Source organism: Veillonella sp. 20925_1_51 (assembly GCF_041431445.1).
Classification (GTDB): Bacteria; Bacillota; Negativicutes; order Veillonellales; family Veillonellaceae; genus Veillonella; species Veillonella nakazawae.
In genome coordinates this window covers 1-25,979 of record NZ_JAPVXT010000013.1, presented here as the reverse complement: position 1 = coordinate 25,979, position 25,979 = coordinate 1, and the positions used below count along the sequence as shown (strand labels likewise).

The 25,979-nt window shown below is 40.0% G+C and carries 28 protein-coding genes and 1 rRNA gene; 25 read left to right on the top strand and 4 right to left on the bottom strand.

Going from position 1 to position 25,979, the window contains the following annotated elements; all coding sequences use genetic code 11:
* Positions 1-68: 68 nt before the first annotated feature.
* A 5S ribosomal RNA gene (gene rrf / locus O3607_RS09500) occupies positions 69-185 on the top strand.
* Positions 186-769: 584 nt separating this feature from the next.
* Positions 770-1,660 (top strand): pirin family protein, encoded by an 891-nt coding sequence (locus O3607_RS09495; RefSeq protein WP_371443782.1) that lies wholly within the window; start codon positions 770-772, stop codon positions 1,658-1,660.
* Positions 1,661-1,735: 75 nt separating this feature from the next.
* Here O3607_RS09495 and O3607_RS09490 read toward each other — a convergent pair whose 3' ends face one another.
* Positions 1,736-2,011, bottom strand: coding sequence for a helix-turn-helix domain-containing protein (locus O3607_RS09490; RefSeq protein ID WP_009352030.1), 276 nt, complete (start codon positions 2,009-2,011; stop codon positions 1,736-1,738).
* The gene (locus O3607_RS09485) at positions 1,998-2,132 is read right to left on the bottom strand and encodes a type II toxin-antitoxin system RelE/ParE family toxin (RefSeq protein ID WP_371443781.1); all 135 of its coding nucleotides are present in this window, start codon (positions 2,130-2,132) and stop codon (positions 1,998-2,000) included. Before O3607_RS09485 ends, O3607_RS09490 begins: the two co-directional genes overlap by 14 nt.
* A 429-nt stretch (positions 2,133-2,561) precedes the next feature.
* Between O3607_RS09485 and O3607_RS09480 the strand changes: the two genes are divergently transcribed.
* From O3607_RS09480 to O3607_RS09460, 5 genes are all read left to right on the top strand, one after another.
* Complete coding sequence (locus O3607_RS09480) at positions 2,562-2,933, top strand: CGGC domain-containing protein (protein ID WP_371443780.1); 372 nt, start codon at positions 2,562-2,564, stop codon at positions 2,931-2,933.
* Positions 2,934-3,155: 222 nt separating this feature from the next.
* Positions 3,156-4,445, top strand: a complete 1,290-nt coding sequence (locus tag O3607_RS09475) for a M48 family metalloprotease (RefSeq protein WP_371443779.1) — start codon at positions 3,156-3,158, stop codon at positions 4,443-4,445.
* Positions 4,446-4,621: 176 nt separating this feature from the next.
* A complete protein-coding gene (locus O3607_RS09470) occupies positions 4,622-5,701 on the top strand; it encodes an ABC transporter substrate-binding protein (protein ID WP_371443778.1) in 1,080 nt (359 codons plus the stop codon).
* An 11-nt stretch (positions 5,702-5,712) separates the two neighbouring features.
* Positions 5,713-6,663 (top strand): ABC transporter substrate-binding protein, encoded by a 951-nt coding sequence (locus O3607_RS09465; RefSeq protein WP_371443777.1) that lies wholly within the window; start codon positions 5,713-5,715, stop codon positions 6,661-6,663.
* Between the two features lie 117 nt (positions 6,664-6,780).
* Positions 6,781-8,097 (top strand): pyridoxal phosphate-dependent aminotransferase, encoded by a 1,317-nt coding sequence (locus tag O3607_RS09460; RefSeq protein ID WP_371443776.1) that lies wholly within the window; start codon positions 6,781-6,783, stop codon positions 8,095-8,097.
* 195 nt (positions 8,098-8,292) lie between these two features.
* On the opposite strand, the gene O3607_RS09455 is transcribed toward O3607_RS09460, so the two are convergent.
* On the bottom strand, positions 8,293-8,754 hold the full coding sequence (locus tag O3607_RS09455; RefSeq protein WP_060924158.1) for a helix-turn-helix transcriptional regulator: 462 nt from the start codon (positions 8,752-8,754) through the stop codon (positions 8,293-8,295).
* 390 nt (positions 8,755-9,144) lie between these two features.
* Between O3607_RS09455 and O3607_RS09450 the strand changes: the two genes are divergently transcribed.
* The 16 genes from O3607_RS09450 (at position 9,145) to O3607_RS09375 (ending at position 23,601) form a co-directional block, all read left to right on the top strand.
* Positions 9,145-10,452 (top strand): FAD-dependent oxidoreductase, encoded by a 1,308-nt coding sequence (locus O3607_RS09450; protein WP_155086816.1) that lies wholly within the window; start codon positions 9,145-9,147, stop codon positions 10,450-10,452.
* Entirely contained in the window at positions 10,449-10,727 is a 279-nt protein-coding gene (locus tag O3607_RS09445; RefSeq protein ID WP_024065077.1) for a Ferredoxin-like protein, read from the top strand. Before O3607_RS09450 ends, O3607_RS09445 begins: the two co-directional genes overlap by 4 nt.
* Positions 10,728-10,731: 4 nt before the next feature.
* Positions 10,732-11,718 (top strand): electron transfer flavoprotein subunit beta/FixA family protein, encoded by a 987-nt coding sequence (locus tag O3607_RS09440; RefSeq protein WP_060924159.1) that lies wholly within the window; start codon positions 10,732-10,734, stop codon positions 11,716-11,718.
* Complete coding sequence (locus O3607_RS09435; protein ID WP_060924160.1) at positions 11,718-12,719, top strand: electron transfer flavoprotein subunit alpha/FixB family protein; 1,002 nt, start codon at positions 11,718-11,720, stop codon at positions 12,717-12,719. The genes O3607_RS09440 and O3607_RS09435 overlap by 1 nt, the downstream gene beginning before the upstream one ends.
* A gap of 313 nt (positions 12,720-13,032) precedes the next feature.
* Positions 13,033-13,791, top strand: a complete 759-nt coding sequence (locus O3607_RS09430) for an SDR family NAD(P)-dependent oxidoreductase (protein WP_105089558.1) — start codon at positions 13,033-13,035, stop codon at positions 13,789-13,791.
* A gap of 135 nt (positions 13,792-13,926) precedes the next feature.
* Positions 13,927-14,529, top strand: coding sequence for a hypothetical protein (locus tag O3607_RS09425; protein WP_371443775.1), 603 nt, complete (start codon positions 13,927-13,929; stop codon positions 14,527-14,529).
* Positions 14,530-14,575: 46 nt separating this feature from the next.
* Positions 14,576-15,169: a hypothetical protein gene (locus O3607_RS09420; protein WP_039969470.1), complete on the top strand. Its 594-nt coding sequence runs from the start codon at positions 14,576-14,578 to the stop codon at positions 15,167-15,169.
* Positions 15,170-15,402: 233 nt separating this feature from the next.
* The gene (locus O3607_RS09415; RefSeq protein ID WP_039969471.1) at positions 15,403-16,353 is read left to right on the top strand and encodes an ABC transporter permease; all 951 of its coding nucleotides are present in this window, start codon (positions 15,403-15,405) and stop codon (positions 16,351-16,353) included.
* A complete protein-coding gene (locus O3607_RS09410) occupies positions 16,346-17,155 on the top strand; it encodes an ABC transporter permease (protein ID WP_060924164.1) in 810 nt (269 codons plus the stop codon). The genes O3607_RS09415 and O3607_RS09410 overlap by 8 nt, the downstream gene beginning before the upstream one ends.
* A gap of 68 nt (positions 17,156-17,223) precedes the next feature.
* Positions 17,224-18,747 carry an ABC transporter substrate-binding protein gene (locus tag O3607_RS09405; protein ID WP_308518812.1) on the top strand — a complete coding sequence of 508 codons (1,524 nt, stop codon included), beginning with the start codon at positions 17,224-17,226 and terminating at the stop codon, positions 18,745-18,747.
* Complete coding sequence (locus O3607_RS09400; protein WP_129823509.1) at positions 18,740-19,507, top strand: ABC transporter ATP-binding protein; 768 nt, start codon at positions 18,740-18,742, stop codon at positions 19,505-19,507. The genes O3607_RS09405 and O3607_RS09400 overlap by 8 nt, the downstream gene beginning before the upstream one ends.
* Before the next feature lies 1 nt (position 19,508).
* Positions 19,509-20,249: an ABC transporter ATP-binding protein gene (locus O3607_RS09395; protein ID WP_371443038.1), complete on the top strand. Its 741-nt coding sequence runs from the start codon at positions 19,509-19,511 to the stop codon at positions 20,247-20,249.
* Positions 20,250-20,352: 103 nt separating this feature from the next.
* Positions 20,353-20,847 carry a GyrI-like domain-containing protein gene (locus O3607_RS09390; protein WP_371443774.1) on the top strand — a complete coding sequence of 165 codons (495 nt, stop codon included), beginning with the start codon at positions 20,353-20,355 and terminating at the stop codon, positions 20,845-20,847.
* Positions 20,848-20,993: 146 nt separating this feature from the next.
* Positions 20,994-21,986: a virulence RhuM family protein gene (locus tag O3607_RS09385; RefSeq protein ID WP_005387399.1), complete on the top strand. Its 993-nt coding sequence runs from the start codon at positions 20,994-20,996 to the stop codon at positions 21,984-21,986.
* 24 nt (positions 21,987-22,010) lie between these two features.
* A complete protein-coding gene (locus tag O3607_RS09380; RefSeq protein ID WP_005387404.1) occupies positions 22,011-22,484 on the top strand; it encodes an HXXEE domain-containing protein in 474 nt (157 codons plus the stop codon).
* 178 nt (positions 22,485-22,662) lie between these two features.
* Positions 22,663-23,601, top strand: coding sequence for an IS30 family transposase (locus O3607_RS09375; RefSeq protein WP_287499708.1), 939 nt, complete (start codon positions 22,663-22,665; stop codon positions 23,599-23,601).
* A gap of 86 nt (positions 23,602-23,687) precedes the next feature.
* Here O3607_RS09375 and O3607_RS09370 read toward each other — a convergent pair whose 3' ends face one another.
* A complete protein-coding gene (locus tag O3607_RS09370) occupies positions 23,688-24,035 on the bottom strand; it encodes a hypothetical protein (RefSeq protein WP_287499707.1) in 348 nt (115 codons plus the stop codon).
* A gap of 230 nt (positions 24,036-24,265) precedes the next feature.
* Between O3607_RS09370 and O3607_RS09365 the strand changes: the two genes are divergently transcribed.
* Both O3607_RS09365 and O3607_RS09360 read left to right on the top strand, forming a co-directional pair.
* A complete protein-coding gene (locus O3607_RS09365) occupies positions 24,266-24,901 on the top strand; it encodes a hypothetical protein (protein WP_287499706.1) in 636 nt (211 codons plus the stop codon).
* Positions 24,902-25,288: 387 nt separating this feature from the next.
* Complete coding sequence (locus O3607_RS09360; protein WP_009351901.1) at positions 25,289-25,696, top strand: hypothetical protein; 408 nt, start codon at positions 25,289-25,291, stop codon at positions 25,694-25,696.
* Positions 25,697-25,979 lie beyond the last annotated feature (283 nt).

Below are 25,979 nucleotides of genomic sequence, written 5' to 3'. Positions count from 1 at the left end.
CATTAAGCAGAATGTGCAACAAATATATATAACTTCTATGTGGTTTTCAGAGTACAAACTCTGACAAATTCAGTGGCGATGGCTATGAGGATTCACCTGTTCCCATCTCGAACACAGTAGTTAAGCTCATAAACGCCGAAAGTACTTGGCTGGAGACGGCCTGGGAGGATAGGAAGCCGCTGATTAAGCATAAAATAGAGGGTCAACCCTAAAGGGTTGGCCCTCTATTTTTGTGCTCTAACGAGCACAGCTTTCATACCTGCTAGAGCCGTCTCCAGCCAAGGTTGTAGAGGTACTATCCATGTAGGTGTCCGTGTCAGACGGCGTGTGAAACCTAGGGCAATAGGGCGTAAAGGAGCGCAGCGACGCATACGTCCATTGCATCAGGTTCGACGAAGCCCTATAGTTAAGTCTGTACATTGCCATAATGTATTATATATTGCCATGGGCGAGTGTGATAGGAAGTCGTGGCTAGTGGTAGGAGGCAAATCATATCCATCCAGTAACGCGGTGCGAAGCACCAATGTTACTGAACCGTACAAGTGTTGAGCATCTTCAAATACTTGTAATTAATTGATACCGCGGTGCGTAGCACCTATGGTATCGCATCGTAAATTAGTTGAGTAGCTCGAAACTTATGTAAATTACTATTCTAATAGCCCTCCCTTGACATATCGAATAAATTAGATATAATAGTATTAGGATATATGAGCAACTATTCATATATGGTACAACTATTATGAATCCTGTTTGATTAAGAGGTGATAGAATGAATCCTGTAAGAACAATTGAAAGAATTATTAAAGCTCCTGATATTCATTGGGTAGGCACTGGATTTAGAGTACGTCAGTACTTCCCTAATGGCGATGAGTCACCTATGCTTGATCGTATGTCTCCATTTTTATTACTTGACTATAACGAGCCATATTATTTTGAGGCCAGTCCTTTTGATACAGGGGATACTCCACATCCTCATAAAGGCTTTGAAACGGTAACATTTTCTTTCTCCGGCTCCATTGAGCATAAAGATGCAGCTGGTAATAGTGGTGTTATCCACTCTGGTGATGTGCAATGGATGACTGCCGCTAGTGGTGTTATACACAGAGAATTTCATGAAAAAGAATCTGCAAAGCGGGGGCGTTTGTTCCATGCCTTACAATTGTGGGTAAATCTACCTGAACGTCATAAAAATGATGCGCCTGCATATCAATATATACCTGCTACCACAATGGGACGGTATCAATCTCTTGATGAAACAATCGATACCATCGTTTACACCGGTGCTTTCAGACATATAACAGGTCCTGCTAAATCCCATACACCGATGAATATTTACAAATTAAAACTTCAACCTAATTCATGGAGCTCTATTTCTGAGAATATGACTTGGAATACAGGCTTCCTTGTGATTAATGGTACAGGCAGTGCCAATAGTGAAAGCATAGAATCTGGAGACTTTGTACTTTTCAATAATGATGGAGAGCGCTTTGAAGTAGAGTCTGGTGATGAAGGTCTTGAAATCTTCGTTCTCGCTGGAGAACCACTCAATGAACCAGTGGTAAAACAAGGGCCATATGTTATGACCAATAAAACAGAGCTTCTCCTCGCTTATGGAGAATACATAAACGGTAAATTTGGCCGCGAAGAAGCTATTATGTAATACGTAAATCTTACTCTACAAGAAAAGATACCCCCCCCTATAAGCCACGTTAACTAGCTTATAGGGGGGGTTGTTTTATACTAAACTTATCTTTACTTGTTTATCTAAAGCAAATGCAATCTTACAGAGAGTACTAATACTTGTATTTGCACCTTGTTCTATTCTTGCAATTGTGGATTGAGGGACACCAGATTTTTCAGCTAAATCACGTTGTGTTAAACCGGCTGCTTCACGAGCTTTTGCAATCACTATAGCACTTTCTAGATTAGCCGATTCTTTTTCAAATCTGGCTTTAAACTTTGGATCTTTTAATTGTTCTTTCAGAAAATCGTCAAATTTAATTGTTGGCATAATATTCCTCCTCAAACTCGCGCCTAATTTGTTTGGCATGAATTATCTCTCTTTTAGGTGTTTTCTGCGTTTTCTTAGTAAATCCATGTGTAATAATATATCTAAACTTAGGTTTCTCCATCCCAATCCTTCTTTCTTCTATGATAGCATATATGCTATCACGCTTCAATTTTAAATAGTTTATATACTCTAAATTCTTATCTTTACTATATAGATAAGAAGGTAGTTTTTTGTAGCTCAAAGATGTAATGGGTAGATTATGTTACTCTTGTAATCACTATTCAAATCTCACGGTAGTTAAGTATCTTTCAAGGTCTATGAGAAGAAGAAATCAAGTTGTATCATTTATTGTTATAAACAATGGTCTAGTAATTTAAATACCTTTATTTAACCATTTACTAGAGAGATATAAAACTAGCAGTATTCAATTAATATTAAATTACGATATCTTTACTTATATATTTATCAGTATCTTATGTGCTTTAAGATACATCATTTCTCAATACATATGTTATACTAAAGTTCAAACTATACTTTAATAGGAGGTCTTATGACTAAGAAAATTGCGGTTCTCGTGAATGAGGATACAATGCAGCGCTGTTCTTGTGGCGGTTGCTTAAAAGCATTTATGAATAAAGCGGATTCCTTTGAGCGTTATGCAGATGAGGATATTGAGTTGGTAGGTTTTACACATAGTGGTGGTGATCTAGCCAAGAAAATCGAGGCTTTCAAGAAAAAAGGTGTCACTACAGTTCATCTTTCTACGTGTACGCGTGGTAAGAATGAAAATTATGAAAGCATCGCAGAGCAGTGTGCAGAGGCGGGCTTTGATGTAGTAGGCTATACCCATGGTGGCGCTGTTTCTAAAGACGGTAAAGAAGCGGTAGTGCTTTCAGCTAAACCAGTAGTAGACAATGAATAATTAGTACAATCGTTGATTAATTTTCGATAGTGGGATTATGCATATTAGGTAAATAAATCTTTATAACTAACGTATAGCGTCAACGTATAGCTAACAGATGAATGATTGTTCCATTATTCATTCTATATTTACCATGGAGCGATACTATATACATAGTGTGTAAATCTAGTGTGATAATTTGTTTTATTACTATATGGTTAATCAATTTGAGAGGTTGAGAGAATGAACAAGAAATTTACAGCAGCTACGTTATCTGTAGCTATGGCAGCGACAATGGCGCCTGCTATTATGCAAACAGCGCCTGTACAAGCGGCATCTGGTGCGGTACAATCACTAGCTGGTGGCGCTATTGCTATGGCTTACGTATCTACTGCTTTAAATAAAATGGATAATTCTGAGCAAGGCCAAAAAGAGAGCTTGGCTCGTACAAAAGAAAAAACAGGTTACTTGAACGATAGTGCAGCTCAAGAACGTGTAAATCGCATTATGAAAACGTTAGAGGCTACGCCGAGCGTAAAACGTTCTTACGTTGTATATGCAAACCCTGATGAGGAGTTCAATGCTTTTGCAACGCTTGGTCGCGTTATGTCTATTAACAAAGGTGCTTTGGATACCCTTGATGATGATCAATTGGCTTATGTAATGGCCCATGAAATTGCTCATGGTGAGCACAAAGATATTATCAATGGCGCTAAAAAACAAATTGGCTTATCTACTGCGGTAGGTATCGCTGCAGGCGGTAGCGAAGGGGCTGCCATTTTATCCAACGTAGTAGGTAACTACTTGTCTAACCAAGTGTTTACAATGAGCCAAGAAAAAGCAGCCGATGAACTAGGATTCAAGATTTTAAGTGAATCTCCATATAATGTGGGCGGTGCAGCTGGTTCTATGGCGGTACTACGCAACAAAGTGGGGGAACACTATCGTGAAGGGCTTTCACAAGTAGTGGCACCGAACAATCATCCTAAGTTAACAGACCGTGTGAACAATAATATTGCTCGCATGTACACATACTCTGGAAACCACGTAAACGTATCTAAAGGTGCTGTTTATGTAAATGGTGATAATATCTATACCCCAGCAGGTAGCGGCCGTTATACAGGGGAAGAACGGGCGTATTACATGGCTGGTAAATTGGCACGGTTGTACCATAACAACCAAATTACACCAGGCTCTGCATCCTATAGTGGTGGCACTGTAACTGTGGCTGGCCAATCCATCGTATCTACGCCAAGCTCTGACGTAGCACTACAAGTGGCGACAAACCTTAATAATGCTTTTGTTAAACCAGCAGGCGCAGCAGTTAATGCTAAAAACCCTGTGAAAGTGAAACAAGAGAAATCTAAAAAGGTAAAACAAGAAAAGGCTAAACCTGTGAAGGCAGAAAAAGCTAAACCGGCTAAAGGTAAAGAAGTAAAACCTGTGACTAAGGCTTCTACAACAAAACATACGGCTAAAACTACAAATCATTCAAACTCTACGAACAGTGGACGTAAAACAATCGATAGATAATTTAAGTATTTGATTGCTTGATTGTTCATGTCGTATGCAAGACCGAGCTCAATGGGGCTCGGTCTTTTCTTCGTATTCATGATGATATCCCGTGTAGACCGCGCTTAGTTTCATACGGTATACTTAACATATAAATTATCCTTAAATCGTAAGTTGCAGATGAGAGAGGGCCGCTTATGAATCAAAAATCGAGCATACTTAAAGCCTTAAAATGGATTGTGTTTAATTATATCTTTTTAGGCATTCTTATAGTGATTGGTTTAGTTATCGCTATATCACCCCAGTTATTAGGCGATGTTATACCAAGACATGGCACGGTAGGCAAATGGTTAGCCGCGAGGAACCAAATGGAGGTTGTAGATAATCAGGGGACGTCTATGAAAGTACCTGATTATGTTGAACGCGTCGTTACATTAGGGGAGAATACAGTCGATATTGTCGAATCTGCAGGTGGTGATTATTACATTGTCGCCAGTGATGGCTCTTCCTATGCAAGTTCGGTTAAGATCAATGGTCGCGTAGAGCAAACGGTAGATTCTATTAAGTCCTATGACCCACAGGTTGTGGTCGCATCAGATACGGTGCCACCGAGCCTTGTGGCTTCATTGCGTTCAGCAGGCATTCCTGTCTTTGTATATACAAAAAAAGACAGCTTAGATGGCATCATAAAGACAGCGCAATCGATGGCGAAGCTATTCCATGAGAAAGATCGGAGTAGCGCATTTTCTGCATATACTCGGATGGTTAAGAAATATGTAGAACCGCACAAAAATGATAAAAAGCCTGTGATTGCTTTATATAATAGCTCTCATGGCGTGTATCGCTCTGGTATTGTGCGGGACATGATTGAAACTGTGCATGGTATCGATGGAGCGGGGAATCTTGTTATATCGGAGAATGGTAAGGATCCTAATATGTTATCTGATGTTTGGTGGTACCGTGATCATAAAACGACGGTGGATATGACGAAATCGATGGGTACAAAAGCAGATTTAATCCGTATTAATCCTGATGTTATCTTTGTGCCTACACGCTATCTAGATAAGTTGCCTGAATACAAACAAGATGTAGAGGCCATTATGAAAGATCCGGATTTACAGAATCTAACAGCTGTTAAAAAAGGTTATGTATATCCTATCCATGAAATGTCTTTGATGAGCTATTCCACAAAAACTTTTTCAGCTATGGAGCAAATGGCAAAATGGCTCTATGGGCCTAGCACCTATGAGGGTATTGTTAAATATAATGGTATATGAGGAGAGAGCATATGCAGTTAAAACGTTTATTAATCATATTGGCCGTCTTTGTAGGCGTGTTAGTAGTGGCCATTATGGGCATGTATAAGTCTTGGAATGCTTTCACCAGTGGCGGAATCTTTGGCATGTTGAGCTCAAAAGGAATCTATAAAATGGTAGATGGCACGAGCGAGACAGTCATCCTCGATCATAAGGCAGAGCGAATCGTAGCGGTAGGACCAAATGCAGCAGATCTTGTATCTGAACTAGCCGGGGATTCTGTGGTGGCTAGCACTGCTGCACCGTACCAAACATCAAATGGTGTAAAGCAGCGCGTGGCGCCTGATGTGAAAGCTATTGAGGCATTAAAACCAGATATTGTCATTGTTGAAGATGACAATGGGGCCACAGACCTCGTTAGGCCTCTACGAGAAGCAGGTGTAAAGGTAGCACTGTTAAGAGCGCCTAAGACGGTAAAAGAGGTAGAGGACCAAACAAAAGCAGTAGGTCAGCTATTGGGCCGTGAAGATAAGGCGGCAACCTTGGTTGGAACTATGATGAACTATATTCGAGATACAGAATCACTGCGCTTTGCTCGCCGTGATGAACCAAAGAAGACCGTTGCCGTTTATAATGAACATGGCCTATATGGGGCTCCAGATACATTGATTCAAGATATGCTCAAATATGTGAATGTAGATAATGCAGCCACTGTAGTCGGTATAAAACGCTCTTACATGGGTAAAAAGGAGGACCTCATCAAGGCTAACCCTGATGTTATCATTGTGCCGATGGATATAAAAGGAGCAGATTTTAACCGTGATGCGGTACTCAATAGTTACTATAATGATCCAGCTTTAGCCAATCTAAAAGCGATTAAGAATAAAAAGGTCGTTATTCTAGCTAATGAATCGATACTAGCTAAAACCTATCATATTGGACGAGGCATTTACTTTATGGCACAAATGGTATATGAACGATAGGTGAGCAATTCTATATGATAAAACTATAGATTTTCTATAGTAAAAGCACTATAATATTAGGTATCTATATTAGCCTCCCTATCGAGGCAGTTTCTTTTTTAGAGGAGTTGGATCTGAATGAAACAACCAGAATTGTCGCCGTATATGATGGCTCGCAAGCCATCTGGCATTCGCTTAGGACAAATTAAATTCTTGGAACGTAAGAACCCACCAATTTTGGTGAATGGTTCTATTGGTAATGTAATGCGTCCTATGCATCCCGCCATGCAGCGACGGTTGTTCAATTTAGGCGGTGTGAATAGCCCGTTCCATAATGGCATCGTGCCATACGTACCAACTACGGGGACTGATGAATGCCGCGAAGCATTCCTTCATATTTTGCGCAGCCAAGGCTTTGATACAACTGGTCTTGATGTACTCGTAACAGATGGTGCATCCATGGCGATGGAAATCATCATGCTTGGCGTATGTGGCGGTGCTGGTGAAGAGGAACGCCCTCTTTTAATGTTCAACCCATCTTATACAAACTATGATGCGGTAGGTCTTCGTATCGGTCGTAAAACGGTCACTGTTGAACGTCGACTTAACGAAGATGGTGAGTTTGAGTTACCATCCGTTGAAACAGTAGAACAACGCATTATCGATACAAAACCGGGTGCGTTGCTCATCATTCCTTACGATAACCCAACAGGTCAATTATTCAGTAAAGAAACTTTGATTGAATATACAAAATTATGTGTTAAACATAATTTATGGATTATTTCTGACGAAGCGTACCGCGAATTGGCTTACGAAAAAGGGAAAGAAACATCTAGTATCTGGGCTTTAACCGATAAGGATGTGCCTGGCATTGAAGGCCGTCGTATCAGCCTTGAAACGGCTAGTAAGGTATGGAATGCTTGTGGTTTACGCATTGGCGCCATCATTACAGATAATAAATTGTGCTATGAAAAATCTGTAGCTGAATATACAGCGAACCTTAGTGCTAATACACTAGGTCAATATATCTTTGGCGCTTTGGCTCATGAAAGCCACGCAGAGCTTCATAACTGGTATGAGCAACAACGGGACTACTACCGTAAGATGATCTTTGAACTCCATGAAGGTTTTAAAGAGGTAGAACCTGATTTCATCGTATCTCGTCCAGAAGCCTCTATTTATTTTGTTATTGACGTACGGAAGGTAGCAAAACCTGGCTTTGACGGTGTAGAATTTGCCTCTTGGTGTGCTGAACATGGTGCAGTAAGCCTTGATGACGGTAAAGAGTATACACTTCTCATGGCTCCGCTCAATGGTTTCTATAGTGGCAAAAAAGGTGAAAATAATCCAGGCAGAACACAATTGCGCGTATCCTTCTGTGAAAACCCAGACTTATTGCGTTTGGCACCTGAATTACTATCTAAACTATTCAGAGCCTATGAAGCACAACGATAGAAGAAGTATAATTCTAATATAATAGATGCCCTCCTTTTGGAGGGCATTTTTAGTTGAATTATTATTACCATAATATTGTTAGTAAAATTAATAAAATAATGATAGAATTATGATATAAAAATCAAAAAGAGCTATAATTACATGTATTATAGCTCTTTTTCTTTTATCCCTAAGTATAGTGAATAAGGGAGAATTTTATTTTCTGTTTTCATCATAATCGGATCCCTTAGTATTGATTTCGGCAGCGAGTTGCTCGCCAGGCGCAGAGGTTTCCTCTGGTGTAGGATACGAAGTGTCTTCTAAGTTAAGCGTTTTTAATAATTTATCGATATCATCCGATTGGATGGATACCTCTTTGTTATACCATTCGCCGAACTCACGAATTACTTTTTCGTTACGGCGGAAATAGGTATACTGATCAATCTTGCGAGACTCTACGAGTTTCGCATTTTCTAAGATGCTCATAAATGTAGAGATGGAAGATTGAGATACACCACAGCGCTTTTGAATACTCTTAACACTTACACTGTTAGGGAAATCGATAAGAGTTTTAGTGTGTACTTGTACACCGAATTCTTTCTCTGGGTGCTTTAGCCACAATATAATATCTAACCGATGTGGATTTGATAATGCTTTCAAGATTCTTAACGGGTCCATATGGCCTCCTCTGGTAATTCCAAAATAATGAGTGCCTAACCTTGACCGTGGTCTTGCATTATGCGGTCGTATTATACGCGTGTTGCTCCGTATAGGGTTTTTCCTACTTTTATCATACGCTACTTTTCCTTTGAAAGCTAGATAAACTTATAAATTTCACGAATTGATGAATTTTATTGCACTTATCTATAAAAGATAGTGTGCAATAGTATAAGCATAAAATGAGTATATATACATCATATAGTGTGATATATAACACAATTTCGTAAAATATAGAATATATTTATTTTTTTTGCCGATTTTTTAAAGGTGTTTTCGTTCTTCATAGAGAATATATATATACTGTATAAACTTATGTAAGTTAAGCTTTCATTTAAAGGAGCTGAGTATATGGCAATTGATCGCAATGAAACATTTGACGTTATCGTTGTTGGTGCAGGGCCAGCGGGTTCTGCGGCGGCGTTACGCCTCGCAGAACAGCGAGTAAAGGTTTTGCTCATTGAACGCGGTACCGCACCAGGCGCTAAAAATATGATGGGTGGACGTATTTATACACATTCTTTAGAACGGTTAGTACCAGACTTTAGAGACCGTGCCCCATTGGAACGAAAGGTGACAAAAGAGCGCATTTCTATTGGCGCTGGCAATGAAATGACGACTATTGAGTACAGCTACGAAGATGGTCAACCGAATGAAGAGTCCTACGTAGTATTACGTGCTAAATTCGATAAATGGCTTGCTGAAGAGGCTGAGAAAAAAGGGGCTCTTCTCGTATCCAATGTACAAGTAACAGATCTCATTACTGAAGGAGAAGGCAAAAAACAACGTGTTGTGGGTGTTCGGTGCCACGATGATGAAGTATATGCAAAACTTGTTATCATCGCAGAAGGCTCCAATACATTATTATTAGAAAAGACTGGCCTCACAGCTCCTACAGATCCAAGTACAATGGCAGTAGGTGTAAAAGAGGTATATAAACTTAAGAAAGAAGATCTTGAAAATCGCCTCATGCTGTCTGGTGATGACGGTATGGCATGGCTAACTTTAGGCGATATGACCTCTGGCTTATTAGGCGGTGGTTTTATTTACACAAATAAAGATAGCCTTTCTGTAGGTATGGTTGTAGGCCTTGAAGATATTGGCAAAGCCGATCGTTCTGTAGACGATATGCTGTCAGCTTTCACAAGCCATCCAAGAATTGCACCATTATTGAAAAATGGCCAATTGAAAGAGCATAGTGCTCATCTCGTACCAGAAGGTGGCTATAAATCTATGCCTGAGTTGGGCGGTAATGGGTATGTTATCGTCGGTGATGCGGCACGTATGTGTATGAATCTTGGCTATACTATTCGTGGTATGGACCTTGCCATCGAGTCCGGTATGTGTGCAGCAGATGCGGTTAACGTAGCCTTGCGCGACGAAAATATGGACCGTGTGGCTAAGTTGTATGAACGTCAAATCAAGGCTTCTTGGTTGCTGAAGGATTTGAAGCGTTACAAGAATATGCCTAAATTCCTTGCTACACATCCACGTATTTTCAATGAATACCCAGCATTTGTTAACAATTTGATGCGCGACGTATTCACTGTAAATGGTGATGGTGCAGTGCCAATGATGAAAAAAATTATGCGCCGTGTCGGAGACATTGGCTTATTTACCTTGATTCGTGATGTTTGGAAAGGGGTGCGTTCCCTATGAAATTAGAAGAGCGTTTGGGCGCCAATAAATATTATGTAGATGAAACGTCTCCTCATATCTTGGTGGATGGCGCTGGTTTTAGCCACGAAGAGAAAATGAAACTCGTAAACGGCTGTCCTGCCGGTCTATATACATTACAAGAGAATGGCGATTTAGCCTTTGATTTCGCTGGTTGCTTAGAGTGCGGTACATGCCGCGTTCTTTGTGGTGAAACAATAGTAAAAACATGGAAATATCCGCATAACGCTAAGGGCGTAGAATTTAGACAGGGGTGAGTGTATGGAGTTATTAGTATGTATCAAACAGGTTCCAGATACATCTGAGATTAAGCTGGATCCGGAAACAAATAATCTCATCCGCACAGGCTTGCCTAGCATTGTAAACCCTGACGATATGCATGCGTTAGAGGCGGCTCTTACGGTGAAAGACCAATATGAAGGTAGTCGTGTAACCGTTTTATCCATGGGCCCTCCACAGGCTGAAGAAGCGCTTCGCCAGTGTTTGTCCCTCGGCGCCGATGATGCGGTACTCGTTACAGACCGCGCGTTCGGTGGTGCTGATACATTGGCTACTAGCTATACCATTGCGTCTGCCATCCGTCATATTCAACGGACTATGAACCGTCAATTCCAAATTATCTTCTGCGGTAAGCAGGCTATCGATGGCGATACGGCACAAGTAGGCCCTCAAATTGCAGAGGAACTCGGTATGGCACAAGCTACCTATGCCTGTGAACTATCCGTTGATCAATCTGCCCGAAAAGCAGTTGTGAAACGACAACATGAAAATGGCTATGAAATCGTAGAGGTTCCGTTGCCATTGCTTGTAACAGCAACAGCTGAACTCAATGAACCACGCCAACCAGGTCTTTGGAGCTCTATTTATGCGAAACGTTATACCATTTCTCATATTACATTGCGCGATATGCCGAATATTGATGAAAGTCGTATCGGGCTTAACGGCTCTCCTACGCGGGTGCGCAAGGTATACCAACCACCTCTTCGTGGCAAGGTAGAAATGTTGCCATCCATCGAGGAAGGGGCTAAAAAGGTTCTTGAATTGGCTTATCATATTAAGCCTGAAAAATTTGCTCATTTATTGGTGTCAAATGATGCACCGGTTGAGGTAGTTGAGGATAATGATGAGGGCGTAGATGTAAAAGACCCAGTACAACGGGCTGCATCTGTGGAAAGCGTGTCCCCTAGTGAGTTTAAGGCGGTAGCAGCTGCTAAAGGTGATGAAAGTTCTAAAGGAGGTGACCGGTAATGGCCGTAACAAATTTTGATGAATATAGAGACGTCTTTGTTGTAGCCGATACCATCGATGACGTGGTACATCCGGTTACGTATGAACTGATCGGTCAAGCTCGCCGCATTGCTAAGGAATTGGGCCAGCTCGTTCAAGTTATGCTCCTTGGTGAAAATGTGCAAACCGAAGCAGAGGAACTGGTAGCACATGGTGCTGATATTGTTCACGTTTTTGAAAGCCCCCTTTTGAAATACTATACAACGGATGGCTACACTAAGGTGTTAACAGACTTCTTTGAGGATCACAAGCCTAATATCCTCTTAATTGGTGCCACTAACAATGGCCGTGACTTGGCGCCTCGCATGTCTGGTCGCATGCAAAACGGTGTTGTTGCGGACTGTACTATCTTGACAGTAGATACCAATGAGGGTCTTGTTGAATGGACACGTCCTGCCTTGGGCGGCAATATTTTGGCGGAAATCATTTCTCCAAACCATCGTCCTCAAATGGGTTCTGTACGTCCTAACGTATTTAAAAAACCTGAACGCATCGCAGATAGTTGGGGTCGTATCCAAATTGAACAATTTGACCTCAAGCCTGAAGACATTCGCATGAAGCGTCTTGACTTCATTCCATTCAGCAAAGATGGTTACAATATCCAAGAAGCAGATATCATCGTAGCTGGTGGCCGTGGTATGGGTTCTAAAGAAAACTTTGATAAGCTTTATGAACTAGCCGATGCTATCGGTGGCGTTGTAGGGGCTACACGCCCACTCGTTGAAAAAGGATGGATTGAATTGCCATATCAAGTAGGTCAAACAGGTAAAACTGTAAGTCCTAAACTATACTTGGCATTTGGTATCTCCGGCGCTATCCAACACGTGAGCGGTATCTCCGGTGCTGACACAATCGTGGCTATTAACAACGATCCAAACGCAGAAATCTTCCAACACGCTAACTATGGCATCGTAGGGGATTGCATGGAAGTGTTAAATGATATGTTGGCGCATCTGAAATAAAAGCTAGCGTATTTGAGCTCTACTAATCAAATTAAATAAAACAATAGGGATACCTATCCTCAGCCTTCATGGGTACGCGTAGCGCCCAAGGCGGCTTCGAATAGGTATCCCTATTTATTTTCTAACTGTGGTAGAGCTCAAATATTTTTGTCTTACATACAGATGCGCCAGCATATCATCCTAGGGAATAGTAGAAGGCTCCAATGTATACACTATTTTTATCGATTATAGGGGGTAGGGTAGCATTTTTTTATTTTCATAATGGTATAATTAACTTATTAGAATAAAACGGATTGATGATGTGGAGGCTTTTATGGCTCATAATATTTTTGTCACTGGTGCAACGTCTGGTATCGGTCTTTGTATTGCTGAGGCTTATGCAAAGCATGGCGATAATGTGTTGATTTCTGGTCGTCGTGCTGAGTTATTGGGCGAGGTACAGGCTCGTTTGTCTAAGGAATATGGCGTGCGTGTTGAGACTTTAGTTCTTGATGTGCGTAGTCGCGAGGATGTTGAAAGCAAGGTTCCTGCAGCTATCGAGGCTTTTGGTGGCGTCGATGTGCTCGTTAATAATGCGGGTCTTGCACAAGGGCTTGATCCTTTCCAAGATAGTGCTGTTGATGATGCGGTGACTATGATTGATACCAATGTGAAAGGCCTTTTATATGTAACAAAAGCAGTACTGCCTTTTATGATTGATAAAAATGAAGGTCATATTGTAAATATGGGTTCTACTGCAGGCATTTATGCATATCCTAATGGTGCAGTGTACTGTGCTACAAAGGCGGCGGTAAAGACATTAAGCGATGGCATTCGTATGGATACCATAGCTACAGATATTAAGGTTACTACCATTCAACCAGGCATCGTAGAAACTCCATTTAGCGAAGTACGATTCCACGGTGATGCGGAACGAGCTAAATCTGTGTACGCTGGCATTGAGGCTGTTCAACCAGAGGATGTGGCCGATGTAGTATTGTATGTAACGAACCAACCTAAACGCTTGCAAATCTCTGATGTGACCATCATGGCGAACCAACAAGCGGCAGGCTTTATGGTGCATAAGAAATAATAGGCTAAATACTAAGCTTGTTAAAATGATATAGGTTGTATTTATTACTTGAAATCCTATATCATTTAGGATATACTTATTAAGCATATTTTAATAAATATAATTTTACAAAACTTGTTTTTGGAGATTGTTGTTATGACAGCAAAGATAAAGACATTACTAGTGGCTTCTTTAGCATGTGTAGCTATTGGTTCCTATAGCATTACTAGTGCTCACGATCCACCTGTTGGAGATCGTTCTGTGCTTATGACTGGTGGAATCTCAGTTGAACCTAGGGAACCAAATTTTATTATGCCGAGTCCTGTACATGTGTTCACCACTGTAGAAGCAGCGTCTGAATATATAGGGTTTAGACCTCAAATGCCAAAGCTATTGCCTGTAGGATTTAATATTCAATCTGTCATTACTATTGAGAAAGATATTTTACAAGTTGTGTACGTGTATGAACCCGGTATAGATCCGTACGTAAATAAAGCCGGTGGTGCTCTTATTTTTTATCGTACATCTACTAAATTAAAAGGTGATATCAGCGATGACCATAAGATTCATAAGGTTATAGAAACTGAAAGTGTAGATGGTACGAAGGTTACTTTCAAAGGTGGTAAGAAAATGGTTTATCTTGCATCGTGGATGAAAGATGGACAAAATCACTCTTTAGAATTTCAGCGTCCCGTTACACGAGATGTGGCGAAGGCTATTATCCATAATATTGTTGAGGAAAAATCACATACAAAATAAATGTGTTTTTAATAATTTTTTTATTGACCGAAGGGAGATTATACTCATGGTTAAAAAATTTGTATTAATGGCAGTTGCATGTGCTTGTGTAGGTTCTTACACTGTTGCTGGTGCGCAAGGTACTTTTGATGTAAAGCCAGATCCAGCTAAACCTGTAGTTGCAGAACAGGCAGCGCCAATGGTTGGTATGCCAAGCCCAATTCATGAATTCGCTACTATTAATGAAGCTGCTAAATACATGAATATTATGCCTCATCTACCTAAAGTATTACCTGTAGGCTATAATATTGAGTCTGTAAGCACAATCAATAAAGATGTTTTGCAAGTTGTGTATGTTTACCAAGCTGGCGAAGATTCTACTCGCAATCAAGCAGCAGGCAAACGTATTGTGTATCGCGTAGGTACTACAAAAGGTGATATCAGTGGTAATCATAAGGATTATCGCGTTACAGCTACAGAAAAAGTAAACGGTACAAAGGTTACTTTCAAAGGTGGCGAAAAAATGGTATACCTCGCTGGTTGGATAAAAGATGGTCAAAACCATGCGATGTACTTTGAACGCCCTGTAAATCGCGACATGGCAAAAGCGATCATTGCTAATACTGTAGCACCTACAGCACATACAGCATATACAAAATAATATAACAGTCCAGCCTAGTGGGATAGGCATGCGAGCTGTGGTGAAGCACTCGCATGGACACTGTAAGGGTTATATAAGAAGCGGCTCCTCTCACGAGGGGCCGTTTTAGTTTTGGTATACAAAACTTTCATAATGATAACGATTCTAAATACCCGCATGGGTATATCTATCTAAGCATTACATTGATAGAATATAAATATAGCTATTTTGTGATAAAGAAGGCAGGTGATGTATTGTATCGATTAATACTACAGCGTTTGGCGAGTATTGTAGGTATTTTATTGGTAGTTACTATCGGTACATTTGTATTGATAAAATTATCTCCTATCGATCCGGTGTCGATGAAGTTTAATCTTGTAGGGGCTACACCAGATCCAGTTGTAGTTGCACAGATACGAGAGCAGTTAGGGCTCAATGACCCTTGGTGGCAACAATACCTACGTTGGTTAGGTCAAATTGTACAAGGGGACTTTGGTGAGTCTATTCTGTATGCTTTACCAGTAGCGACCATTCTTGGTGGCGCCTTGCCTAATACCTTGGGGTTAGTATCCTTAGCTCTTGTTATGGGGATTGCAGTAACAATACCTCTTGGTATAGTATCTGCAAAATATCAGGATTCTTGGATCGATCATGGTATACGTCTAGTAACGTTCTTGGCCTTAGCTATTCCTGGGTTCTGGGTCGGTTTATTATTACTGTACTTATTCGGTGTTAAATTACAGCTAGTGTCGGTAACGAATACCAATGGCTTTTCTGCCTATGTATTGCCCGCGGTAACCCTTGCTTTATGGATATGTGGCCTCTATATTCGTCGATTGCGCAATGCTATTTTAGAAGTGTCGCGACAGCCCTTTGTAGAGGGGGCGCGAGCATTAGGCTTGCCAGAATGGATGGTCTACACCCGTTACATATTCCCTCATGTGGGACTTATGTTATTGCCCATGATGGGGGTAACGATGGGTGCCATGCTAGGTGGGTCTGCCGTTATTGAAACGGTATTCTCCATAAAAGGTATTGGTTACATGATGGTACAAGGCATTATGGCTCGCGATTATGTTTTGATGCAAGGCTATATTATTTGGATTACTATGGTGTTCATCGTAATTAATATTATCATTGATGTATTGAGTGTTTGGCTGAATCCGAAGCGAAGAGCCGCCATAAAAGGAGGCTCTTATGAATAGACAAAAGCCCTATACTTTATACGTTATGTTAGTATTAGCAGCTCTATGGATCGCATTTTTCTTATGCGCTCCCTATATAGCACCATTTGATCCTGAAACGACGAATATCGCGGACCGCTTACAAGATATTAGTAGTACCCATCTATTAGGTACTGACCAACTCGGTCGTGATGTGTGGTCTCGCATCCTTTATGGCGGTAAAGCATCATTAGGAATTGCTTTCACCATCATTGGCATTAGTGGGGCCATCGGTATCGCTATTGGTGGGTTAGCAGGATTCTCTACACCTAGCATTGACCGTTGGTTATCTCGCTTGATTGATTTGGTACTAGGGTTTCCGAACATGGTGATTGCCATTGCTTTCATCGGTATTATGGGACCTAGCATAACGAATGTAATCATTTCCTTGTGCATTACGAAATGGGCGGAATATGCCCGTATCACGAGAGGCCTCGTACAGATTGAACGCCATGCGGAGTATATTACCTTTGCTCGTATGTCAGGTGCTTCAAATCTACGAATTCTGTGGCGCTATATTCTGCCGAATGTATTGCCACCGTTGGTGATTGTTATTATTCAACATCTAGGTGATGCCATCATTTTGGTAGCCAGTTTCTCGCTCATAGGCATCGGTGTGCAACCGCCGGATCCGGAGTGGGGCGCTATCTTGTTGAGCTCCCGAGATTTTCTACAAACGGCGCCGTGGCTGCTAATTTACCCGGGGCTCGCTATTTTTATTACTGTTGTTTTATTTAACTATATTGGTGATGCGTTGCGCGATGCCCTCGATGTATCTCGCTAACCGCGCTGTGTATAGATGTTTATGTTGAAAGCCTCTTTCACAGAGGCGATGTTCAAAAAGGAGAAGTTATGAAACGTTGGTTATTAGCATGTCTAACTATGCTGTGCATGGTAGCTCTCTTGGTAGGTTGCGGAAGTGATACCGCTAAACAAGGCAAACAAGGGAAGCATATGAATGTTGGTTTGTATTGGTTTGGTGAAACATTAGACCCAACTCACGAGTGGGATGCGTGGACATTGACGCGTATCGGCGCTGGTGAAACATTGGCAACGGTAACACCAGATATGAAATTTGCTCCACAATTAGCAGACTCCTGGGAAAATGTGGACCCTACAACATGGAAATTCCACATCCGTGAAAATGTTAAATTCCACAATGGCACTCCAATGACGCCACAAAAGGTAAAAGAGTCCATCGAGTACACAATGAAACAAAGTGCTCGTTCTGCAAAAGCTGTTAAGATTGAATCCATCGCAGTAGATGGTCAAAACTTGATTATTAAAACAACAGAACCTAATGGTTCCTTGTTATCTAGCTTGACTGAACCAGCGTTCGCTATCATGGATACTGCAGATCTTAAAGATATAGCATCTAAACCAGTTCTTACAGGTCCTTACAAAATCACTTCTTTCAAAAAAGGTGAAACAATTGAACTTGCAGCCTTCGCAGATTACTGGGGCGGCAAACCAGGTCTTGACTCTGTAACTGTAAAAGACATCGAAGACAATAACAAACGCGCTATGGCGTTGCAATCTAAAGACGTAGACGTAATTCAAAAAGTGGACTCTGCTAACCGCAGCTTGTTCAAAGACGGTTTCAATATTCAAGACGTTGCTGGCGTTCGTGTGTTTATGTTGAAAGCAAACAACACAGAAGCATCTCCATTACATGATAAAGCTGTGCGTTCCGCTATTGCTCATATTATTAACTATGATTCCATGGCTAAAATCATTGGCAATGGCTCTACACCAGGGTCGGCACCATTCCCGCCATCTGCCAACTTAGGCTATGATGCGATTGCTAATAAACCGATGACAGATGTAGCAAAAGCTGACCAAATCTTGACTCAAGCTGGTTACGCTAAGAATGCAAACGGCATGTATGCAAAAGATGGCAAAGAATTAGCGATTACTATTGCTATTTGGGGTAAAGACACAAGCTTATACGAAGAAATTCAACAAGAATTAAAAAAAGCTGGTATTGCTGTAACTCTTAAGAAATTACAAAGCCCTGATGAAGTAGATACACTTGGTACAGATGGTTTCGATTTAGTAGAACGCAATGTAGTGACTATGTCTACAAACGATCCTTACTGGTTCCTCAGCTTATTCTACAAAACTGGTGCGAAATCAAACATTGGTGGCTACTCTAACCCTCAAGTAGATGCGTTAATCGACCAATTGTCCGTAACATTTGATCAAAACGAACGCTCTAATATTGCAAAACAAGCGCAACAAATCTTAGTTGATGACGTAGCAGATATCTATTTGTTGTATCCAAGTGCAACGGTTGTATCCACTACAAAAGTTAAAAATGTACCAGTACATCCAATCGATTACTACTTATTAACAAAGGATTCTACTATTGAATAAATCTGATTGTATCGTATTTGATAAGGTTACAATTTCATATGGTGCGGAAGAGGCGGTGCGTAATGTATCCTTCTCCGTACCTAATGGCGAGGTCTTTGCCATTGTTGGTGAAAGTGGATCTGGTAAATCTACCTTGGTCCGTGCCGCCTTCGGCATGCTAAAACAAGCTAGTATTAGCGGTCAAATTTTGTTAAACGGCATCGATGTTTCTACATTGAGTGATGGTGATTGGCGACAATTGCGGGGCACGAAGATTTCTATGATCTTTCAAAATCCCAGCGCCTATCTAAATCCAAATCGCACCGTAGAAAATCACTTCAAAGATTTATTCCGTGCTCATGATGAAAGCTATAATGTAAGCCGCGTTATCAATATGTTACAGCTCGTTTACCTCACTGATGGCGAGCGTATCTTGCAGTCCTATCCGTTTCAATTGAGCGGTGGTATGCAACAACGATTGGCAATAGCCTTGAGCCTCATCTTGAAGCCGAGCATCGTATTTGCTGATGAACCGACTAGTGCCTTAGATATGCTGGTGCAAGCCTCTGTATTGGATCTTATGAAAGAGGTAACACAGGCTCTTGGGGCAACGGTGATTATTGTAACCCATAATATCAAGGCGGCGGCGCGCATTGCCAATAGGATTGGGGTTATGAATAAGGGGCAACTCGTTGAAGTAGGCTCTACCGAAGAGGTCATGACCCATCCAAAAGATGAGTATACTCGTATTTTGTTAGATTCCGTAATGAAAGTGGTGTAGTATGATTCAACTCGAGAATATATGTAAACAATATGCGAACCACAATCATACGGTCCACGCCGTTGATAACGTATCCTTTTCCGTAGCTCCCAATGAACGTGTAGGTATTGCTGGTGGTAGTGGTTCCGGTAAAAGTACATTGCTTAGGCTGATTGCCATGCTAGAAAAACCTACATCTGGCACCTTGCGACTCTTTGGTGAGGATATCCATTCCATTCAAAATCATACAGAAATATATCGCTCTATGCAGATGATGTTCCAAAATCCCTTGGCGGTGATTCCGCCTAGAATGAACTTAGAAGCATTTCTCTTAGAGCCGTATATCAACTATGGGCTTATGGATGTGGCGTCAGCAAAGGACGATATCCGTAAATGGATGCAACGAGTAGACTTGCCAGAAAATACGGTGTATAAATACCCTCACGAAGTCAGCGGTGGTCAGCTACAACGTGTCGTATTGGCACGGATCATGTTGATGAACCCCAAGCTAGTACTCTTTGACGAACCTACATCAGCCCTTGATGCGGTGAATCAAAAACTAGTGTTAGACCTATTACAAAAACTCCATTCGGAACAACCCTTCGGCTACGTATTCGTCAGCCATGACATCGGACTATTACAAGCCGTAACAGACCGAATCATCGTTATGAAAGATGGGCAAATTGTAGAGACTATCGAATCAAAACGACTTAAAGAAGCGGTACACCCATATACAAAATCACTTGTGGAAGCGAGTGTGTGAAAAGAGCCCCTATGCTTTGGCATAGGGGCTCTTAATTATCTTTCATAATCCTCCCTTACGATAAAAGAAATCATATATTTTTTTTCAGAAAGAGGGGTTAATTATGACAGCAGTAAAGCATGAATGGCGCAAGCACGAAAAGGAATTGTATTGTCCGAAGCAGCAGGCGGTGCAGGTTACGGTGCCGAGCATGAAGTTTTTTGTGCTGGAGGCGCTTTGGAAGCAGATCGAGCATACGGAGCAGTTTGATAAGAATAATCTGCAATATCGGGTGATGATCAGACAACCTGATTTTGTGACTCCTGACGTGTTGGAGGCGGCCATTATGAATGTATCCAAGAAAAAATCGTTGTCTCGATTTAAGGATGTGCGGCTCGAATCAATTGAGGATGGGGATTGCGTGCAGATATTGCATGTCGGGCCTTATGATGATGAACCGGAATCGTTTATGAAAGTAGATGAATTCTGCGCTGCTCATAATTTACAACGTGCTAACGACGAGTGGCATCGGAAAATCTACTTGTCTGATGCGCAAAAGGTGGAGCCCGCTAAATTGAAAACTGTACTGCGTGTGCAAGTTAAATCAATGCAGTTTTAAAAATTTAATAGTGGATAAATTCTTGAGCCTTCTGTGTTACAATGATAGTAATATAGAAGGCTTCTTTTAATTTAACATATACTAATTTTAAGATTTGATATACATATATTGAATTACTATGGGCGTAATGGTAGAAAGGCTTTCAGATGAATAATATAATTATTTATAATACTGAAGATGGAAAAGCTAAAATAAATCTTATACTTGATGATGGTTCTGTTTGGTTAAGTCAAAGTGAAATAGCAGAATTATTTCAAACGACAAAACAAAATATTAGCAAGCATATTAAATCTATATTTCAAGATTTGGAATTGTCTGAAGAAGAAACTGTCAACTATAAGTTGACAGTTCAAAATGAAGGTACTCGGACAGTTGAAAGAAAGTTAGCTTATTATAATCTAGATATGATTTTAGCCATAGGATATCGTGTTCGATCGCCGCGAGGAATTCAATTCAGAAAATATGCATCAACCGTATTAAAGGATTATTTGATAAAGGGGTTTGCTATTGATGATGAGCGACTGAAAGAATTAGGTGGTGGCAGCTATTTTAAAGAGTTATTAGATCGGATTCGAGATATTCGCTCTAGTGAAAAGGTTTTTTATCGTCAAGTGCTGGACTTATTTTCTACTGCTGTTGATTATAATCCGATATCCGTAGAAGCAAAATCATTTTTTGCTACAGTACAAAATAAGATGCATTTTGCTGTTCATCATAATACGGCTAGTGAAGTTATTTATAAACGTGTAGATAGCAAAAAAGAGTTTATGGGATTGACTACTTTCAAAGGAGAATTACCTACATTGAAAGAGGCTCAAATTGCTAAAAATTATCTTACAGAAAAAGAATTACAAGGGCTCAATCAATTAGTTTCAGGATACTTGGATTTTGCGGAAAGACAGGCCCAGCGTGAAGTCCCTATGACAATGGCTGATTGGATAAAGCATATAGATGCGATTTTGTCAGCTACAGGCGAAGCTGTATTACAAGATAAGGGACATATATCTCATCAACAAATGCAAGCGAAAGTCCTTTCTGAATATCAAAAATACCAGAATCAAACTATTAGTCCTGTTGAACGAGATTATTTACGGGAAATAAGAGTTCTTGATACATATGTAAAAAAAGGTGGTAAATAGTTTTACTTGTGAACGAGGTATCTTATGGATCTGAATGGTTTTTTCTTATTATTCCCGAGCATTTTTATATTGCACGAACTTGAAGAGATTCTTCTATTTCCACGATTCATGCGAAGGAATCCTAAACTGCAACAACAATTTTTAGCAGCCACTTTTACACCCTTCAGATTTAATGCCATCGTCTGTCAGGAATTCATACTCTTGTTGATTGTGCTGGGCTTGAGTATGTATTTTGAAAGCTTCGACATTTACATCACTGTCATCATAGCGTATATATACCATGTGATTGGGCATGTAATTCAAAGTATTTTTCTGCAACAGTATATACCGGGCGTTTTTAGCGGTATTGTCACGGCTGGATATTGCACATATCAGATATATGATGTGGTATCGGCGAACTGTATGCTATTAGGCTATTCGTTCGTAACACTGTTGATTATTTTCGTTAATATCGCTGTGAGCTTTAAAATGCTTCAACGGATACAAAAGAATGTCTGAGTAGACTGTGGAAGTAAAGCTTTCACAAATATATTGTTCCGTAAAACGGCTTCCCCATGAGAGGCCGTTTTTGTATATGATGAATTGTAAAATATATTGCGACAAATAAAAAGACTCATATTGGAGATCTCGTGTAAAATGTAAATAACCACAAATACATGACACGGAGGTCTCTAATATGAGTTATATACATCTTACCATAGAAAAACGAAGTCAAATAGAAGTTTTACGAAAAGAAGGATACTCTGTTCGTAGAATCGCTAGCTTAATCGGCGTTCACCATTCTACTGTAGCAAGGGATTTAAATCGCGTTGAAGGTGAATATTCTGTGATTAAAGCACAACAGCTAGCAATTAGTAAGTCTGCTAATAAAGGTAGACCAACAAAGTTAACACCTCAATTAGCGGCTTTAATTGAATCCAGGTTACAACAAACTTGGTCTCCAGAAGAAATAGTTGGTTCTGAATTAGTTGGTGTTCTAAGCTTTAAAACAATATATTCTTGGATCCATCGTGGTTTTCTTGCTGTAACAGAGAAAGTACTTCGCCGAAAAGGCAAAAAGCCTGGTACTCAAGAAAAGCGTGGACGGTTCAATGTGAAAAAGACCATTAAGGACCGACCTCAAGAAGTTGAAAACCGTGAGACTTTTGGTCATTGGGAACTAGATACAATGGTGTCTTCCAGAGGTCAAAGTAAAGGGTGTTTAGCTACATTTGTTGAACGTAAAACTCGATTCTATATAGCAATAAAGATGGATGACCGATCTAAGGATTCTATATTTTTAGCTATTAGTTCCCTATACAACACATTAACAAGTAAATTACTTAAAACCTTTACCGTGGACCGTGGTAAAGAATTTGCGTGCTTTGAACAGGTTGAAACCGAGTTTGGGATACCAATGTATTTTGCTGATGCTTATGCAGCATGGCAACGTGGCTCTAATGAAAATAGTAATGGTTTACTTCGAGAGTTTTTTCCTAAGAAAACCGATTTAGCTAAAGTAACACTAGATAAACTAACAGAAGCACTAGTGCTGATTAATAATCGACCTAGAAAATGCTTTGGGTTTAAAACACCATTTGACATGTTTAAACATGGAATTAAAAAATTGATTTAATTTTGTCGCATTACTTATTGCAATTCATCATATAAAAAAGTGGTTATCAACCTTGAGTTGATAACCACTTAATGGAGTATAGTAAGCTACATGATTTCCGCTTTCAAATCAATAATATTTTTAGCAGCTACACAGCCAGGGCAGTCACAGAATTCTGCGCCTTCTGCTTTAATGTCTTTAGCGTGTTGTAATAGGTTAGCTGCGCCTTCTTCGCCAAGGATTTGTGTAGCAAGTTCAGACCCTGCAAAGCCTATTGTTTCATCGATAAGTGCAATGTTTTGTTCTGCTACGGATACGAGTTGCTTTGTAAGTTCTTCTTGTTTAGGTGTACCTTCTGCATTAATCCAAGATTGAGCGAATTCCTTTACTGTTTCATTGCTTGTAGGTGCATCTAATAAAGCTTGTACGAGTTGTGTTAATCGTGTATGTGTCATGATAATCTCCTTGATATAACTAGTAAATATAAGTTTGGAAAAATGCACGCACTATCATATGAGCACCTGTTCATTTTTATAAGTTCATTATAGCACTTACAATAATTTTGAATAGTAGAATTATTTGCGATAGATACTATCAAATAGGATAGATTTATGATGATAGCTGTTTCAATTTTTAATGATATAATTTAGTTAATAAATGTAGTTTGTTTGCAGGGGATTGTATCATGAAAAAGGTTGTATGTGCGTTAGCTACGCTAGCTTTTATAGGTTCCATCAATGTTGTGTTCGCAGATGATTTGATGAGATTCCGTCTTAATGGTAATTCTATTTATGATCAGCCCTATGGTGACAGAAATGAGTTTCCATGTCCTGACAGACTCGGTAGTTGTACTATGACAGATAGCGATTATAGAAGCACTCGTAAAGGTCAATCTCTAGAGGTGTTTGATAACCTATATGAGGCTAAGCAACATTTGAACTTTAAACCGCAGTTGCCAAGTGGTTTAGAGGGATTACGTTCCGTACATGTATCCATTGTGGATCACGATGTACTACAAGTCGTGTATGCCTATCATGAGCTTTTAAAAGGAAAATACTTTGACCGTGTAGATGATATGCCAAAATATATTAAGTATCGCGTATCTACAGTATCTGGTAATATCGCAGGTGACTATAAGGATTACGTGCCTCAGAAAACAGATGTTGTGAATGGTATGACCGTGACCTATCGAATGGTGGATGATTCCGTATACCTAGCATCATGGGAATATGAGGGACAGAACCATGTGTTCTTATTTAATGATCCTATTTCTATTGAACGGGCTAGAGAAATGATTAAGAGTGTAGGTATAATAAATTGAGGTATTTATTGTACTATCTTTTTAATTGTGATTAGCTTATAATATACATATAAAGAGAGCCCATTAACGTGATTAGGGCGTTAGGCTCATCTAAAACTGAACAAAATTATGATGGCGCCTAACGTGTTAGAGGACTGCACTCCTCTATACGTTAGGCGTTTATCGTTGTACTACTTAACTAGTGCAATGATAGTGACTACTGATAACAGAACTATGATAATTACATAGGTAACTTCATGATTTGTCATAGTATCACCTCCTCGCGGAGATGAACCTAACTCACGTCAACGGACTATCTTCGTAATAAGTATAGCAAAATACTTTTTACACAAATAGCGATATACAGTCCTCTTTGTTGTGGTTGATATTAAAAATAATGGAGCTTTTATGAACGCAGATAATTACAAGATTTCAACGTTGCCATATATAGAAAATGCTAGCAATGAGATAATGGAAAAGTACAATATAAAAGCACAATATGAAACGGAACCACCTCATGGAGATGCTATATATTCTATTTCTATAAAGGGGAAAGTATTACCGTTTTGGATTTATGGTAGGGACGTTACTTTCATAGGTAATAGTATGGTTATGGTCGAGTCTGTAAGATGCAAAACCTGGGATCCCATTGAAACCATTATTATTGATTTAGAGAATGAAGTGTATGCTAGTTTAAAGGAATGGTATACAGATATTTCATTTGTTAATAATCGAATAGAGTTTTCCAATCAAGTGGTAAAAATGGATAAACGAATTTTAAATAATTTTGAGAATTTAGAGTGGATAAGCTTTTAAGAGTGATTGCGTAGAGGATTTATTGACTACACTATAGTGAAGTGTTATTCTATATATGACAAGGGATGTCAATATGTGACATAGTCTCATATGAACGAAAAAATAGCAGGGTGGCAGCCCTGCTATTTTTATTGTGCTAGTTACTAACGAGAATGGGGTTATAGGACAAAACGTGTTGGTTTTATAGGCGATGGAGCCAGTAAATTACTGGATCCATCGCTATTTTAAGTTCTTTTGATAAACTTAGAGGGTGGACAAAATGTGTTGGTAAAAAGTCCCAAAA